The following is a 15,940-nucleotide window of genomic DNA, read 5'->3' on the forward strand; positions in this document are numbered from 1 at the left end:
TGTCTGCAAGTCGATGGATGATCGATTTGCAGACAGCCCTTTACAATCTTATTTCTTTTCTTTATCTTCCTTATCAGCTGTTGCTGGCAAGTAGCTGTCCAAAGCTTTCTTGAACTCATCGACTTTAATATCGACGTCAGCCGCTTTAATCAATTCTTGAAGCTTCTCTTCGAATTGGACACGTTTCAATCCATCTTCAATTTCAGTTTTAATTTCTTCTTCTGTCTTCTCAGTTTCAGCTTTACGAGTGTCGAGCATTTCAATGATATGGTAACCGAAGCTTGTCTTTACAGGTTCACTGATTTCACCTTTTTTAAGGGAATATGCCGCATCTTCGAACTCTTGTACCATTTTGCCCGGGCCGAACCATCCGAGGTCTCCGCCTGTTTGTTCTGCAACAGGTTCAGTGGAATATTCTTTCGCCAATTCAGCGAAATCTCCACCATCCTTCACTTTCGCCAATACCTCTTTCGCAGTATCTTCGTCTTTAACAACGATATGGCGAGCATGAATTTCCGTTTTTGCACGTTCCACGCCTTTTGCGATCTCTTCATCGGACACTTTCAATGACTCGATCATTTTCTTCTGGATCATTTGGGATTTTACGTTCTTTTCAAAGAATTTTTCAGAGACGCCTTGTTGTTGGAGATACATCTCGAAATTATCTCCTAGCGCATCTTTTTGTGATTTAACTTCTTCTTTCCATTCCTTGTCCGAAACTTTGTACTCCGTTTCCAACACTTGTTGAAGAAGCAAGTTTTCCATTACTGGTAGGCCAACTGCATCTTTCATTTCCTCATATAGATCTTCTTTTGTAATAGTTCCGACTTTAGTTGTGGCGATGATTTCCTCATCAGCCGCTTTTTGATCACTACATGCAGCCATTGTTAATACTGAGGCCGCCATTGTCATAGCAAGGACTGTCTTTTTCATGGTTTTTTCTCCCCTAACTTTTCTCTACAACAGTTGATACTATACCATAAAAACGATCATAAAACAAAAAGGTTCCTTACCAAATGCCTAAAACGAGTAATCATTGGTTGCATAGGATACTAGGAGAGAGGAGGTGCCCTAATGAGTGGATATGGCCATGGCTCTTCTGGATTCGCGTTGATTGTTGTGCTGTTCATTCTGTTGATCATCGTCGGAGCTGCGTACTTGTACTAAAAGAAAAAGTCCAACTCCCTGAAATAGGGGGCTGGACTTTTTCAATCTTATACGTTCAATAGCACTTCAAGATAGAACGAAAGAATCAAGATCGTAATTAAGATATTGACTGTGCGATATATTTTTGGTTGCTTTTCTTCAGGGATTTCCCGCGATTGACATAACGCGAAAGTCATCTTATTGATTTGGAATAAATAAAACAATGAAAACATGACAGTAACGATAAGGATCAAATCAATTCCTCCTCTTTAAACCTTCACTTCATCATAGCAGAATCATGTCGGAAATGACATTATTTTTCATCGGCCGTCTGTAATTCAGCGGTCTTATTCAGTTCTCTTTCAGAATGGTTCAAAGAGGCCAGGTCATCGTCAAAAGAATTATCAATCCGTTTGAAACCAAGTTCGAAGATTTCCATGAAATCTTCCCCGTAAATATTCCGGATGACTGACATGACTTCCAAAAATTCAGGGAACTTCCCATAAATGCCTTTCATCGGAAGCGAGCCGTCCAAGATTCCATGATCTGAGTCATAATAGCGTTCATTCATGCCGTTGAGGAGTTCTTCACCTTCCTCAGTGACAGATACATATGTATTCCGACGATCGTCGTCTTTCTTAAAGAATTGCAGGTATCCCCGCTCTTCAAGTTTCTTTGAAAAATTGAAGGCTGTGGAGACGTGCATGACGCCGAATTTTGCGATGTCCGAAATGGTTGCGCCTTGAAGATGGTATGCAATCCATAGAATATGGTGTTCATTAATATTCAAGTCATAAGGTTTTATCCATTGCTGCCAATCCTTTTCTACTGCTTTCCAAAGTGCTTTTGACATCTGGGCAACGCGTTGACTATAAATCATTGCTTCTTTTGGGGAAAATTTTTGCTCAGTCATGAAATACCTCCAACATCAAATAGTTTGTCTTTTTCATTATAGCAGGAAAATATCAAATAAAGAAGTTGAAATTCTAAAAATACTATGTATTCTTAAATGAATTGAAGTGTTCACTAACTAAATGGTGGGGTTTTCCATAATTATTGAGATATTGAAAAGTTGTTTTCTGCACGTTGATTTACGTTTCAGGCGGACGCTTTCCGGGGGGCGGGCGGTAAGCCTCCTCGGTCGCTTTTCTCCACTGCGGGGTCTCACCTGTCCCGCTTATCCCCCAGGAGTCGCCGCCTTACACTTCAATCAACTAAGATTCGTTTTACAAATGAATGCATATTAAACGCACTGAGAGATTTCATTCAGTGCGTTAGATACCTTCATAATTTAATGGAGATGCCCCTATTCTCCCACAATTTCCAACTGCTTGTAGTAATTATCTACAATCGGATGAATATCTGGGGTTGAGTCATAATAGGTGTTACCAATATTATTTAACGTGAATTTAAATTCTTTTTCACCATCAAAAAGAGTAATACCGTACCGCCAACCTTCACGTTTTTCTTGATTGTTTTGCGGAGTAAATTCTATATCTTTAATTAAAGATAGAAATTCATCAATCTGTTCTTGATTAGTTATTGTTGTTGACGCGCCAGTTGAACCGTCTTGAATGATGACTTTATCTACACTTATGATCTTTGCATTCGTATAAAATGTTTCTAATGATTGTGTCTTTCCATTTGTACAAGCCGAAACCATAAATAGACTTGCCAACAAAATTAAAAACGCATTTTTTTCAATTAATCCACCTCCAATGGTAGTGAAAATTCAGACCTTGTTCAAATGACAATGCGGGTTGATGTAAGAGGAATAAGATGTTTGAATGTAGAATTCATTTATAGTAACATACTTCCATTTCTGAAATTAGTAAAGGGGATGCACGTAATGACGGAGGGCTTGTTAAAAGTTCAAGACGTACTTGAAAATTACAGATCGGCTGTTTACGAAAAAGATGTTGAAAAGTTCTTATCTCTGTATGCTTCCGAAGTGCATATTTATGATTGCTGGGGGAAGTGGGAGAGCAAGGGTATTTCTTCATGAAAGGAGAATGTGGTGGAGTGGTTTAAAGGACTGAGTGCGGATGGTATTTTACTAAAAGTCGAGTTTGATGATCTAGTAGTTGAAGAAAATTCAGATCTGGCATTCGTTCATTGTGCTGTGACGTTTGCTGCTTACCTAGAAGATTCTTGTGAGAAACTTCGTCAAATGACAAATCGGTTTACATTTGGTTTAAAAAAATCGAATGAATCGTGGGTCATCGCTCATGAACATTCATCATTACCTATAAATATGGAAACTGGTAAAGGGATATTTAATGTGAAATAAAAAAAGAGCAGCGGCCGACGGAAAGCAATATAGCCAAACTCAATATATATCGAGTTTGGCTATTATCAAGTCTATGATTTCTGTTGTTCTGCTATCGATTGTTCCAATTCAGCTAGTGACGTCTGAATCGCTGAAAGTTCCTTCTCGAGCTTTAGTCTATTCGAATCGGTCGAGAGTTGCCATTGTTCGATAGACCCCTTAATTCCATTAACCGCATCAGGAACTAACTCACTCGCTTCCTTCGTCATATGTGTGATAGAGTTTTTCAACTCAGCAATTCTTCCTTTCACGTCACTCAATTTATGTTTCATGTCAGTTGAAGCGCCCTTAACGGTCGAGCGGATTTCGCTGCCCGTTTGCGGAGTGGAAAATAATACAGTGACAGCGGCCGTCACCGAACCTGCAAGTAAACCCGCCAAAAACGTAGATGCTTTCATGGAGTGCACTCCTTTCATTTCGAATAGTATTCCTTTTCATAGTTTAATTAAAACATGGCAAACTGTTTCGGGCAAATGAAAAAAGCTTTCCCCATGAGAGGAAAGCTTTTAGTTTCAATTGGATAATGCTGTTTTAAATGAAGTACGCTTCAACAAAGTTTGAATGATCGGGTAGATGATGAAAAATACTATCCCGTTCATAGCGATTGCGGGTAGGACGACTGTTACGAACAATAATCCGAAAGGTACTTTCGCGCCAATGACGAAAATGGCGACGGATAGAAAAATTGTTCCTGAAAGCAGTGTTCCGCAGCAAGCGATGATTGTTGAAACGATTAAATGGTTTGCGGCTTTTCTAAGCAGTGCAATGACCGCAAAAACAACAAACGCCGTAATGAACTTATCGATGATATTCGGTATGAATCCTCCTGGGAAACTTGTAAAGATCCCTGATAGGACTCCGGTCGTCGCTCCCAGTAAAAAGACGCTCTTGACGTCCGGGAATAAAAAGATGCCGATGAACATCATCGTCAGCATGAAGTCAGGCTTCATGCCTTCACCGTAACCCGGTATGACCAAGTACAAAGCAGCACCGACTGAAACCAATAGCGCCATCAACATAAGATTTTTCGTATTCAATTCTCATCTCTCCTCAACTGGACTCTATTTTTCGCTCTCCTGACGTATCCTCGTGATCGTCAGCGAAAACTTATGAAAAGTATACTGGTGATTTCATGGAATTGCAAGTCTTATTATTCGCTGAAACGGCTTCGGATCTGATTCGCGATTTCTTGGATCCGTTCTTGAGGAAATTCCTCTACCTTCGGATTCCAGTCTGACTCGAAACCGTCCGTTTGATCATATCTCGGGATGAAATGCATGTGAAAGTGGAACACGGCTTGTCCAGCTGGAGCTCCATTGTTTTGAAGCAAGTTCATTCCGGCAGGCTTGAACTCCTCTTTTAAAAGGTTCGCGATTTTCGGGGCTACAGAAAAAAGTTGCGAAGCTTCTTCTTCCGTCAAATCATAAAGGTTTTCCCGATGGATTTTCGGGATAAGCAACACATGCCCTTTCGTCACAGGCATGACATCCATAATGACAACGACGTTCTCGTCTTCATAGATTTTCTCGCTGGGGAGGGTGCCTTCTACAATTTTACAAAAGATACATGATGTCATTTGCGGTCATCCTTTCCGATTGTCAGTCTCCACATTAGGAGTAGTATTCATTAATGACACAAGTGTAGCATATTTTCAGGTAATGCGTGAAAGATGGACAAAGCATTCCGGTCTGATGTTTGGTAAAATGGAAACTAGAATGGAGGATGACTATGGCAATTCTTGAAGTGAAAGAAGTGACAGGCGGGTATACACGTAAGCCTGTTCTGCATGAATTATCATTTGAAATCGGCAAGGGTGAGCTCGTCGGCTTAATCGGCTTGAACGGTGCCGGGAAAAGTACAACGATTAAACATATTATCGGACTGATGAATCCGCATGAAGGCGAAATTGTAGTGAATGGCGTCACGTTTCGCGAAAACCCTGAAGTGTACCGTAAAGCGTTCACATACATTCCGGAAACACCAATTCTATATGAAGAGCTGACACTGAAGGAACATCTTGAATTGACAGCGATGGCATATGGACTGGATCATGAATCGTTCGAGGCGCGTACTGAAATACTTTTGAAAGAGTTCATGATGGAGAAGCGGCTGAATTGGTTTCCATCTCATTTCTCGAAAGGGATGCGGCAAAAAGTCATGATTCTTTGCGCTTTTTTAGTGGAACCTTCCCTTTATATTATCGATGAGCCGTTTGTCGGACTTGACCCGATCGGGATTCGTTCTTTGCTCGATCAAATAGAAGAAAGAAAAGCAAATGGCGCTTCCGTATTGATGTCTACACATGTGCTTTCCACTGCTGAAAAGTATTGCGACCGGATTATTCTGCTGCATGAAGGACGGGTAAGGGCACAAGGGACAATGGATGATTTGAGGAAAGCCTTCAACAGGCCAGGTGCCACTTTGGACGAGCTCTATATTTCAATGACCGGGGATCATGATCATGAACAGCTTGCGTGAGATTTGGGGCGATCGTTTTATCCGTTATATGAATGAACTGCAAAAGTATATGAGGTTCGTCTTCACCGGTCATTTGGCAATTGTTCTTCTCTTTACGATAGGGGCGGGCGGATACGCGTACAGTGAATGGTTGAAGGAAGTGCCATCCGAATTTCCTTCAGCAATCCTCGCTGCAGTCCTCATCGGGGCGGCTTTATCAATAGGCTCACCGATTACGTTACTGAAGCCTGCAGATATCGTCTTTTTCCTTCCGATGGAAAATAAGCTTGAAGACTATCTGAAACGGTCACTGCGCTATTCACTAGTTTCCCAGCTTCCAGTGCCCTACATTCTATTCATCGTCCTATTGCCATTGTTGGCGGCAACTGATGTCGCTGGAAAACCGCAATTCATTCTGACGGCCATCGTCATTTTCCTGGTTAAATGGAAGTATGTAGAGACGGAGTACTATTACCGCCGCGCCAATGAAGGGGTGGGAATGTGGAAGGACCGTCTTGTCCGGTTCGTATTGGCATCTCTTCTCTTGTATGCGGTGCTTACAGGAATTTCTTATTTAATCCCGTTAATTCCTCTAGTCGGTGTTCTGATGGCAGTCTATTATTTATTCTGGAAGAAAAGAAGCGTTGCAAACCCGTTTCCTTATGAACATTTCATAGCGCTAGAGCAAAATCGTATGATGCGTTTTTACCGATTCGCAAACTATTTCACGGACGTTCCACATTTAAAAGGATCGGTCAGTCGCCGTGCATGGCTCGGATTCCTTATGCGTCCTGCAAAATACGGACAAGCATCACCTCAACGCTATTTGCTGCGAAGGACTCTTGTGCGTACAGACGATATTTTTTGGCTATGGGTCAGATTGACCGCATTATCGGTAGTAGGCGTCGTTCTCATTCCTTTCCCGATCGTCGTCTATATTTTCATTGGGGCATTGGCATTTGCATCATCCATCCAGTTGGTCCATGCACTACGGGCGGGGGATGACTTCAGGATGGATATGTTGTTCCCTGAAACGGACAATACGAGGCAGTCTGCCATCCGGAAAACAGTTAGCGGCGTTCAACTGCTGCAGTCAATTTCTGTTCTCGTGGCTGGCCTCCTGACATTCGGCGTATCCTTGACGCCTGTCATCATGGCGGTCATTGTCTTCGTCGTTTCCGAAGCGACAATCCGTGTTTCCAATGAAAAATCGGAAGAAGTATGAATAATTGATGTGAAAAAAATAAAAATAGAATATTCCCAAAAACCTTGCAACTGATGCCCGAAGTTATGTATAATGAAAAAAAGGCATCAGGGGTGAGGGAAATGGAAAACAATTATTCATATGCCGAGTTCTTAAAAGCCGTGGGGAAAAATAGTACATCGCTTCAAGCGGAGAGATTGTTAAATGATATTTATATGGATCTATTCCTGAACCATATTCATCGGGAGCAAACGAAAAAACGTCTCTTGCGGCTGATTGATCTTGCACTTGATGATAAGGACGAGTACGCCTTCAAAAGTCTGACAGATGAACTGATGAAACTTGAAGAAAATTAAACAACGTAAGCGGGCTGCTAGCTAATCAATCAATTAGCTGAGCAGGCCCGCTTTTTATTATTGTATCGGCTAGTTCCGGCGGCCAGCTCCTCGAGTCGCTTCGGTCTTGAAGCAAAAGGCAAATAGCACCTTTTATTCAAGCCCTCCATCGCTTGTCGGAGCTAAACAGACCGCCTCCACTTTTATTTTGAACGTATGTTCTCTTATTTCTTTGGTCTTGGCATTGTCTATGGTAAAATGAAGATAATTCATTTGGGGAGGGGCTTGCATGGTCCAGAAATTCGATTTACACGCTCCTTACGTTCCGTTGGGCGACCAGCCTGCCGCCATTTCACAGCTCGTGGAAGGCATCAAGGAAGGCAAAAAGCATCAGACGCTTTTAGGGGCGACCGGAACAGGGAAGACGTTCACAGTTTCAAATGTTTTAACAGAAGTTAATAAACCGACACTAGTCATTGCACATAATAAAACACTCGCCGGCCAATTGTACAGCGAGTTCAAAGAGTTCTTTCCGAATAATGCGGTTGAGTATTTCGTCAGCTTCTATGATTTCTACCAACCGGAAGCATACATGCCGCATACGGATACTTATATAGAGAAGGACGCGACAATTAACGACGAGATCGACAAGCTGCGCCACTCCGCTACATCTGCCTTGTTCGAAAGGAATGATGTACTGATCGTAGCATCCGTATCTTGCATTTACGGCCTTGGTTCGCCTGAGGAGTACGGAAAGCATGTCGTTTCGCTCAGGTCAGGCATGGAAATCGGTCGGAATGATCTCCTCCGGCGATTCGTCGATATCCAATATTCAAGAAACGATATTAGTTTCACACGGGGGACATTCCGTGTCAGGGGTGACGTCGTAGAAATATTTCCTGCTTCACAGGACGAACACTGCATCCGCATCGAGTTTTTTGGCGATGAAATTGACCGTATCCGTGAAGTCGATGCTCTTACAGGTGAAATTTTAGGTGAACGTGAACATGTCGCGATCTTCCCTGCATCCCACTTCGTCACGGGCGAAGAGAAAATGGTGAAGGCAATCGCGAATATCGAAACGGAATTGGAAGAGCGCCTCGCCGTGCTGCGCAAGGAAGATAAACTCCTAGAAGCGCAGCGGCTTGAGCAGCGTACCCGCTATGATTTGGAAATGATGCGGGAAATGGGCTTCTGCTCAGGGATCGAGAACTATTCGAGGCATTTGACATTACGACCTGCCGGGGCAACCCCCTACACGCTGCTCGACTACTTCCCGGAAGATTTTCTGATGATTATCGATGAAAGCCATGTCACCTTGCCGCAAATCCGCGGCATGTATAACGGAGACCAAGCGCGGAAACAAGTATTGGTCGATCATGGTTTCCGTCTTCCGTCCGCCTTGGACAACAGGCCGCTCATGTTTGACGAATTCGAGGGGTATGTCAACAAAGCCATCTACGTATCTGCAACACCAGGTCCTTACGAACTTGAGCATACACCGGAAATGGTTCAACAGATCATCCGGCCAACCGGTTTGCTTGACCCGATCATTGAAGTACGGCCGATCGAAGGGCAGATCGATAATCTGATCGATGAAATTAATGAGCGTACAAAGCGCAACGAAAGGGTATTGATTACTACATTGACGAAAAAGATGTCCGAAGACCTTACCGATTATCTCAAGGATATCGGCATCAAAGTCCAATACTTGCATTCAGAGATCAAAACATTGGAGCGGATTGAAATTATCCGGGAACTCCGATTGGGCACCTACGACGTTCTCGTAGGCATCAACTTGCTGAGGGAAGGGCTCGACATACCCGAAGTTTCGCTTGTCGCGATTCTTGATGCCGACAAGGAAGGGTTCCTCCGTTCCGAACGCGCCCTCATTCAAACAATCGGCCGGGCTGCTCGTAACTCTGAAGGAAGAGTTATCATGTATGCGGACCGTTACACGGATTCGATGAAAAAAGCGATTGATGAAACCTCGAGACGTCGGGAAATCCAAATTGCGTACAATGAAAAGCATGGAATCACTCCAACGACGATTAAAAAGGAAGTTCGCGACGTCATCAGGGCGACCCAAGTAGCGGAAGAGGATATCTCCTTCTTGGAAAAAGCGACGAAAGGCAGGAAATTGTCGAAGGACGAAAAAGTGAAATTGCTCGCGACTCTTGAGAAGGAAATGAAGGAGGCGGCAAAAGCGCTTGATTTCGAAAGGGCTGCCGAATTGCGCGATACGATACTAGAATTGAAGGCTGAAGGGTGAAAATGCGATGAAAAACACGGAAATAGTCATTCAAGGTGCAAGGGTGCACAACCTGAAAGATATCGATGTCCGCATCCCGCGTGACAAGCTCGTCGTTATGACCGGCTTGTCCGGCTCGGGGAAATCGTCCCTTGCATTCGATACGATTTATGCGGAAGGGCAAAGACGGTATGTCGAATCGCTCTCCGCTTATGCGAGGCAATTTTTAGGACAGATGGACAAGCCTGACGTAGACGTGATTGAAGGGTTATCGCCCGCAATCTCGATCGATCAGAAGACGACAAGCCGCAATCCGCGTTCCACCGTCGGAACCGTAACTGAAATCTATGATTACTTACGATTGCTATTTGCACGGGTCGGCAAGCCGATCTGTCCGAATCACGGGATTGAAATCTCCTCCCAAACGATCGAGCAGATGGTCGATCGGATTATGCAGCTGCCGGAACGTTCAAGGCTTCAAATCCTAGCGCCTGTCATATCCGGCAGGAAGGGGACACATGCGAAGTTGATCGAGGACATCAAGAAACAAGGTTATGTCCGGATCCGCGTCAACGGTGATGTAATCGACCTCGATGATAATATCGAGTTGAATAAAAATAAGAAACACACGATCGAAGTCGTCATTGACCGGATTGTTGTGAAAGAGGGTATTGAGGCCCGTTTGAGCGATTCCCTCGAGTCGGCATTACGTTTAGCCGAAGGAAATGTATTGGTTGATGTAATTGATGTTGAAGAATTGCTGTTTAGCGAGCATCATGCATGTCCGATCTGCGGATTTTCAATCGGGGAACTGGAACCGCGTATGTTTTCATTCAACAGTCCATTCGGGGCATGTCCGGATTGTGATGGCCTTGGGACGAAGCTAGAGGTAGACCCTGATCTCGTCATCCCGGACAATTCACTAACTTTGAATGAAAACGCCATTGCACCATGGATACCTACGAGCTCCCAATACTACCCGGAGCTGTTAAAAACAATTTGCAAGCATTTCAAGATACCAATGGATGTTCCGGTGAAAGACTTGCCGGATGATGATCTGAATATCATCCTCTATGGTTCGAAGGAAGAAAAGATCAAATTTCAATATACGAATGAATTCGGCAATACACGGGTGAACAACATTTATTTTGAAGGCGTTCTCGCAAATGTGGAGCGCCGTTTCAAGGAGACATCCTCCGATTATATACGTGAACAAATGGAGAAATACATGGCAAGCCGTGCATGTCCGGCATGTCACGGATACCGATTGAAAGAGGAAACGCTCGCAGTTAAGGTGAACGGGACGCATATCGGGGAAGTGACGTCATTGTCCATTACGGAAGCCGACCGATTTTTCAACGATCTGGTCCTATCCGAAAAGGATATGCAAATCGCGAGACTTATCCTGCGGGAAATCGCCGAGAGACTAGGATTCCTCATCAATGTCGGTCTGGATTATCTGACGTTGTCAAGAGCGGCCGGCACATTATCAGGCGGAGAGGCGCAACGTATCCGGCTTGCCACGCAAATTGGATCTCGCTTAACAGGCGTCCTCTATATATTGGACGAGCCTTCGATCGGTCTTCATCAGCGTGACAATGACCGTCTCATCGGCACACTGCAAAGCATGCGGGATATCGGGAATACACTCATTGTCGTTGAGCATGATGAAGATACGATGATTGCTGCGGATTATTTGATTGATATCGGACCGGGTGCAGGTGCTGCCGGAGGGCAGATCGTTTCAGCTGGGACACCGGAAGAAGTGATGAATGATCCGAAATCATTGACTGGTCAATATTTGAGCGGCAAGAAGTTCATCCCATTGCCGATAGAACGACGCCAGCCTGATGGCAGGATCGTTTCAATCAAGGATGCGTCAGAGAACAATTTGAAGGATGTTGATGTGGACTTTCCACTAGGACAGTTCATTGCCGTGACAGGCGTTTCAGGCTCCGGGAAAAGTACGCTCGTAAATGAAGTGCTTTACAAAGTGCTTGCCCAAAAGTTGAACCGATCCAAGCAGAAACCTGGGAAATTCACTTCCATAACGGGTCTTGAGGAATTGGAAAAGGTCATTGAGATTGACCAATCCCCAATCGGACGGACGCCAAGATCGAACCCTGCAACCTATACAGGAGTTTTTGATGACGTTCGTGATGTCTTCGCCATGACAAACGAGGCGAAAGTGAGAGGCTACAAAAAAGGGCGATTCAGTTTCAACGTAAAAGGCGGTCGCTGCGAAGCTTGCCGCGGAGATGGAATCATCAAGATTGAAATGCATTTCCTTCCTGATGTGTATGTCCCTTGTGAAGTATGTCACGGGAAAAGATATAACCGCGAAACGCTTGAAGTGACGTACAAAGGGAAAAATATTGCGGATGTCCTTTCGATGACTGTCGAAGATGCACTCGTCTTCTTTGAAAACATCCCTAAGATTAGCAGAAAACTGCAAACGATTGTCGATGTTGGCCTTGGGTACGTTCAACTTGGACAACCCGCCACGACGTTGTCAGGCGGAGAAGCGCAACGGGTGAAACTCGCCTCGGAATTGCATAAGCGATCCAACGGTAAATCGTTTTATATACTAGACGAACCGACGACGGGACTCCATGTCCATGATATTGAAAAGCTGCTTCTCGTCTTGCAGCGGCTCGTCGATACCGGAAATACCGTCCTTGTCATCGAGCATAATCTCGACGTTATCAAAACCGTCGATCATATTATTGATCTCGGACCTGAAGGCGGCGACAAAGGCGGCCAAATCATTGCAAGCGGAACTCCAGAGGAAGTGGCTGAAAATGGAGTCTCCTATACCGGCCACTATTTAAAGCCGATTTTGGAACGCGACCGACAAAGAATGAAAGAGCTGATTGAAACCGCCGCTGGAAAAGAATGAAACCTTCTGATCGATGATTCGTATATATAGTAAGTGTTGAAGAAGTCTCCATCGGTTTTGCTAAAGGCGGGGACTCTTATGCAAAGGAAATTTCAAGCATACCTAGGAGGCGGAAAGATGCAGAACGAACGCAAACGTATCTTGACAATGTTGGAAAACGGCACAATCTCAATGGACGAAGCCTTGACTCTTTTGGAGACGATGGAGAAGAGACAATCCACGACCGATTCATCACAAATGGATGAAAAGATAGTCTATAATGAAGAATTTCAGCAAGACAGCTCGAAGGATGACTCCGGAAGATCGCAAGGCAAGGACCCATCGATGGATGAATTCATTGAAGATATCCGGAAGGATTTTGTGACGGTGGGAGATCGTTTCATGCAGTTCATGCAATCGACAGTTGAAAGAGTGAAAGGATTCGATTTCGACGCTCCGTTTGGCGGAAGCTCTATTTTCCATCACACGATTGTGAAGCAAGCGGACGGTTTGGATGAAATCCTAGTCGATGTGGATCATGGAAGCGTCTCGATCCATGCAACGGACAACTCGGAAATACGGGCTGAATTCACTGTGAAATCCTTTAACGGCCGATCAGAAGAAGATGCAAAGAAAGAATTTCTTGATAAATTGATTTTCCTGAAAGACGAAGGCAAACTGCGTTATTTAAGTGATTTGAAATCAAGTCAGGTCAATGTCGACCTTTTCATACCAAAACAGGAGTACCGGAAGATTTCTGTGCGGCTGCTCAATGGTAACTTCAACTTGAAGGACATTTCTGTCGATCGGATCTACACGAAAACGGCGAACGGAAAAGTGGATGTTGAGCGGATCGACTTTAAAGAGGCAGAGTTGGAAGCGGGGAATGGATCAATCCGTTTGAATGATAGTACAGGCGAAACGTTGGAAGCCGAAACGATCAACGGTCGCGTCTACGTCTCCGGAAAATTGAAAGATGTCGAGGCGAAATCGTTGAATGGCCATGTAGTCGTGACTACGACTGATGCCGCAGCACAAAAAATCGATGCCAAAACAGTGAGCGGTTCCGTTGAAATCTATATTCCATCCGACGCGCCTCTTCGTGGTGAAATCTCCACAAATATGGGACGTTTGGATCTTCAGCTCAACGATGTCAGTAAAACGACTGAGCAAGAACAGTTTCTGCACCGAACAATCATCTTCAACAAGGATCTGGAAGGCGACGCCACACCAATCCATATCCAAGGAGAAGCGAAAACAGGATCTGTAATTGTTTGTTACAATGTAAAACATGATTAACAGCAATAAAGACTGCCCAGAAAGTCAGTAAAAACTGACTTTCTGTGGCAGTCTTTTTTATGCAAATCGGTAATAAATCAATAAAAATGTACTTAGCACAAATAAAAAGTTCAAGAAAACAAATATCATTTGGTCCATTCTATTCTTATGCATTTTAACCGGAGGGTGATAAAAGGATATTCCTTCGATAATGAATAGTATTAAAACGATGTGAATCATCCCATGTCCCACTACTTCGGTATAGCCAAATATGGTCGTTGTCAGGATAAATAAAATTGTTACGACAACAGCCAATAAACGGTTAAGAATACCAACGACTAATAGATAACCAACAACGAATTCAATAAATGCTGAGAGAACAATAAATAGTTCTGGGGGAAAGCCGAAAGTAGGGACGTCATGGCGTTGGATAATATCGATCGTCATGCCAGGGTATACCCATTTTTCTACTGCAACCCAACATAAACTTAAACCTGTACCGAGGTAAAGGAATGGAAATCCTGCTGTCTCCAATTTTGTTCTTCCTACCAGCAAAACACCGATGATAGCAAGGTAAAACCCATAATCTAACATATGAAACCAACCGGAATAACTCCAAATATAAAGAAAAAAACCAAGCATTGCTACGGCAGCTATTTTCGTCGTTACATGATAAGGAATAATGAGTAAAACGATAATGGCCCACATAACAGCCGTTTGCCAACTATGGTGGATAGTGAACTCAGGTGCAAACATTGTTCTGTTTACTACTTGTAGGATAAATGCCGCCGCTGTCCCATACTGAAGAATATAACGAGAGTATTTCCGGTATCCATCTAATTTCATATCGATGGTAGCGACACCCGGGATCTTCATCAGCTGTGGTATGAATTGAGATAATAACGCTAAGAAGAGAGCAATTAGTAAGGATAAAACGATGAATTCTCTCGAAAGAATTTGCTCAATAGAAACCTTTTCCGGCTCTAGTTCTGTAAACCATTTTACATGGGCATTTGCAATAATCGGCGAAAAGCAAAATAGCCCTATTAGTAGTATGAAATTGTATTTCTTCAACGTATATCCCTCTCCTTTTGTAACAGAGCATAAAATTTATTATTCCCTAAGAAATCGCCGATTATGCTGACGCTTACTGTAAGTAGTCGCACTGAGAGCAAGCTGCTCCGCGCTCAAATTCAGTCATCCCGCGCTCAAAGCAGTCCGCTTCGCGCCCAAAGCAGTCCGCCCCGCGCCCATAGTCAGTCCTCTCGCGCCCAAAGCAGTCCGCTCCGCACCCAAAGCAGTCCGCCCCGCGCCCAAAGTCAGTCCTCTCGCGCCCAAAGCAGTCCGCTTCGCGCTCAAAGCAGGCCTCTTCGCGCCCAAAGCAGTCCGCTCCACGCCCAAAGCAGGCCACTCCGCGCTCAAAGTCAGTTATCCCGCGCTCAAAGTCCGTCATCCCGCGCCCAAAGGAGGAAATCCATTTTAAGTGGTTTTCTCATGATATAGCCAATTCAGTATACCGAAGCCGATCGCTCTTGCACATTGAACGCGGTACGCTCTCGAGAGCAATAGTCCCGCCTCTTCGCGATTCGTCATAAAACCGCACTCCACTAATACTGCCGGCATTTTCGTCTCCCTCAATACTGCGAAATTTGCGGGTTTCATCCCTCGGTCTTTCCGTCCGCAAGCGGTAATCATCGAGTGGTGCACCTGTTCAACCAATGCCGCAGTCCGTTTGCTCGCTTGCGGATACATATATGTTTCGATGCCTTGCGCTTCATTCCAACTGTTGCCGAATGCATTGGCGTGGAGTGACACGAACGCATCTGCATCCAACTTGTTTGCAATTGCAGCCCTTTCCGTTAATGGTACATCCCGGCTATTTTCATGCGAATAAAAGACGTCGACCCCTTCCAGAAGCAAATAATGCCTGATCCGATCAGCCAACTCCGAGTTGAACTGGTATTCCAACAGCTTGCCGTCAGGTGAACGTTTTCCTGGGGTAAGTGGGCCGTGCCCTGCATCAAGTATGATTGTTGCCATCTGATCTCCTCCTCGCCATCTA

General features: G+C 44.3%; 18 protein-coding genes. 9 read left to right on the top strand and 9 right to left on the bottom strand.

Features of this window, described 5'->3' with window-relative positions; translation table 11 throughout:
- Positions 1-48: 48 nt before the first annotated feature.
- Positions 49-933: a peptidylprolyl isomerase gene (locus tag OC538_RS16135; RefSeq protein WP_251696961.1), complete on the bottom strand. Its 885-nt coding sequence runs from the start codon at positions 931-933 to the stop codon at positions 49-51.
- A gap of 141 nt (positions 934-1,074) precedes the next feature.
- Here OC538_RS16135 and OC538_RS16140 point away from each other — a divergent pair, with 141 nt between their 5' ends.
- On the top strand, positions 1,075-1,167 hold the full coding sequence (locus OC538_RS16140; protein WP_251696959.1) for a YjcZ family sporulation protein: 93 nt from the start codon (positions 1,075-1,077) through the stop codon (positions 1,165-1,167).
- Between the two features lie 47 nt (positions 1,168-1,214).
- Here the strand turns inward: OC538_RS16140 and OC538_RS16145 are convergent, their stop codons facing one another.
- The 3 genes from OC538_RS16145 to OC538_RS16155 all read right to left on the bottom strand — a co-directional run bounded on the left by OC538_RS16145 (position 1,215) and on the right by OC538_RS16155 (position 2,827).
- A complete protein-coding gene (locus OC538_RS16145; RefSeq protein ID WP_060210602.1) occupies positions 1,215-1,400 on the bottom strand; it encodes a hypothetical protein in 186 nt (61 codons plus the stop codon).
- A 59-nt stretch (positions 1,401-1,459) separates the two neighbouring features.
- Positions 1,460-2,059, bottom strand: a complete 600-nt coding sequence (locus tag OC538_RS16150; protein ID WP_262177302.1) for an HTH-type transcriptional regulator Hpr — start codon at positions 2,057-2,059, stop codon at positions 1,460-1,462.
- A 393-nt stretch (positions 2,060-2,452) separates the two neighbouring features.
- Complete coding sequence (locus tag OC538_RS16155; protein ID WP_262177303.1) at positions 2,453-2,827, bottom strand: hypothetical protein; 375 nt, start codon at positions 2,825-2,827, stop codon at positions 2,453-2,455.
- Positions 2,828-2,995: 168 nt separating this feature from the next.
- Between OC538_RS16155 and OC538_RS16160 the strand changes: the two genes are divergently transcribed.
- A complete protein-coding gene (locus OC538_RS16160; protein WP_262177306.1) occupies positions 2,996-3,151 on the top strand; it encodes a hypothetical protein in 156 nt (51 codons plus the stop codon).
- Positions 3,152-3,163: 12 nt separating this feature from the next.
- Positions 3,164-3,436 carry a YybH family protein gene (locus OC538_RS16165; RefSeq protein WP_262177308.1) on the top strand — a complete coding sequence of 91 codons (273 nt, stop codon included), beginning with the start codon at positions 3,164-3,166 and terminating at the stop codon, positions 3,434-3,436.
- Between the two features lie 71 nt (positions 3,437-3,507).
- Here OC538_RS16165 and OC538_RS16170 read toward each other — a convergent pair whose 3' ends face one another.
- The 3 genes from OC538_RS16170 to OC538_RS16180 all read right to left on the bottom strand — a co-directional run bounded on the left by OC538_RS16170 (position 3,508) and on the right by OC538_RS16180 (position 5,051).
- Positions 3,508-3,873 (bottom strand): YtxH domain-containing protein, encoded by a 366-nt coding sequence (locus OC538_RS16170; protein ID WP_262177311.1) that lies wholly within the window; start codon positions 3,871-3,873, stop codon positions 3,508-3,510.
- A gap of 114 nt (positions 3,874-3,987) precedes the next feature.
- Positions 3,988-4,512 (bottom strand): tryptophan transporter, encoded by a 525-nt coding sequence (locus tag OC538_RS16175; protein ID WP_262177313.1) that lies wholly within the window; start codon positions 4,510-4,512, stop codon positions 3,988-3,990.
- A gap of 113 nt (positions 4,513-4,625) precedes the next feature.
- A complete protein-coding gene (locus OC538_RS16180) occupies positions 4,626-5,051 on the bottom strand; it encodes an HIT family protein (RefSeq protein WP_262177315.1) in 426 nt (141 codons plus the stop codon).
- A gap of 152 nt (positions 5,052-5,203) precedes the next feature.
- Here OC538_RS16180 and OC538_RS16185 point away from each other — a divergent pair, with 152 nt between their 5' ends.
- The 6 genes from OC538_RS16185 to OC538_RS16210 all read left to right on the top strand — a co-directional run bounded on the left by OC538_RS16185 (position 5,204) and on the right by OC538_RS16210 (position 13,899).
- On the top strand, positions 5,204-5,953 hold the full coding sequence (locus tag OC538_RS16185; protein WP_251696946.1) for an ABC transporter ATP-binding protein: 750 nt from the start codon (positions 5,204-5,206) through the stop codon (positions 5,951-5,953).
- Entirely contained in the window at positions 5,937-7,157 is a 1,221-nt protein-coding gene (locus tag OC538_RS16190; RefSeq protein ID WP_251696944.1) for an ABC transporter permease, read from the top strand. The genes OC538_RS16185 and OC538_RS16190 overlap by 17 nt, the downstream gene beginning before the upstream one ends.
- Positions 7,158-7,258: 101 nt before the next feature.
- Positions 7,259-7,492: an IDEAL domain-containing protein gene (locus tag OC538_RS16195; protein WP_251696942.1), complete on the top strand. Its 234-nt coding sequence runs from the start codon at positions 7,259-7,261 to the stop codon at positions 7,490-7,492.
- Positions 7,493-7,760: 268 nt separating this feature from the next.
- The gene (gene uvrB, locus OC538_RS16200) at positions 7,761-9,743 is read left to right on the top strand and encodes an excinuclease ABC subunit UvrB (RefSeq protein ID WP_262177320.1); all 1,983 of its coding nucleotides are present in this window, start codon (positions 7,761-7,763) and stop codon (positions 9,741-9,743) included.
- Between the two features lie 7 nt (positions 9,744-9,750).
- A complete protein-coding gene (gene uvrA, locus OC538_RS16205; protein ID WP_262177322.1) occupies positions 9,751-12,621 on the top strand; it encodes an excinuclease ABC subunit UvrA in 2,871 nt (956 codons plus the stop codon).
- A gap of 117 nt (positions 12,622-12,738) precedes the next feature.
- Complete coding sequence (locus OC538_RS16210; RefSeq protein WP_262177323.1) at positions 12,739-13,899, top strand: DUF4097 family beta strand repeat-containing protein; 1,161 nt, start codon at positions 12,739-12,741, stop codon at positions 13,897-13,899.
- A 57-nt stretch (positions 13,900-13,956) separates the two neighbouring features.
- Here the strand turns inward: OC538_RS16210 and OC538_RS16215 are convergent, their stop codons facing one another.
- The gene (locus tag OC538_RS16215) at positions 13,957-14,952 is read right to left on the bottom strand and encodes a DoxX family membrane protein (RefSeq protein ID WP_262177325.1); all 996 of its coding nucleotides are present in this window, start codon (positions 14,950-14,952) and stop codon (positions 13,957-13,959) included.
- Positions 14,953-15,357: 405 nt separating this feature from the next.
- On the bottom strand, positions 15,358-15,918 hold the full coding sequence (locus OC538_RS16220) for an N-acetylmuramoyl-L-alanine amidase (RefSeq protein WP_262177327.1): 561 nt from the start codon (positions 15,916-15,918) through the stop codon (positions 15,358-15,360).
- Positions 15,919-15,940 lie beyond the last annotated feature (22 nt).

The organism is Saccharococcus sp. Marseille-Q5394 (genome assembly GCF_946901335.1).
Taxonomy (GTDB): domain Bacteria; phylum Bacillota; class Bacilli; order Bacillales_A; family Planococcaceae; genus Sporosarcina; species Sporosarcina luteola_C.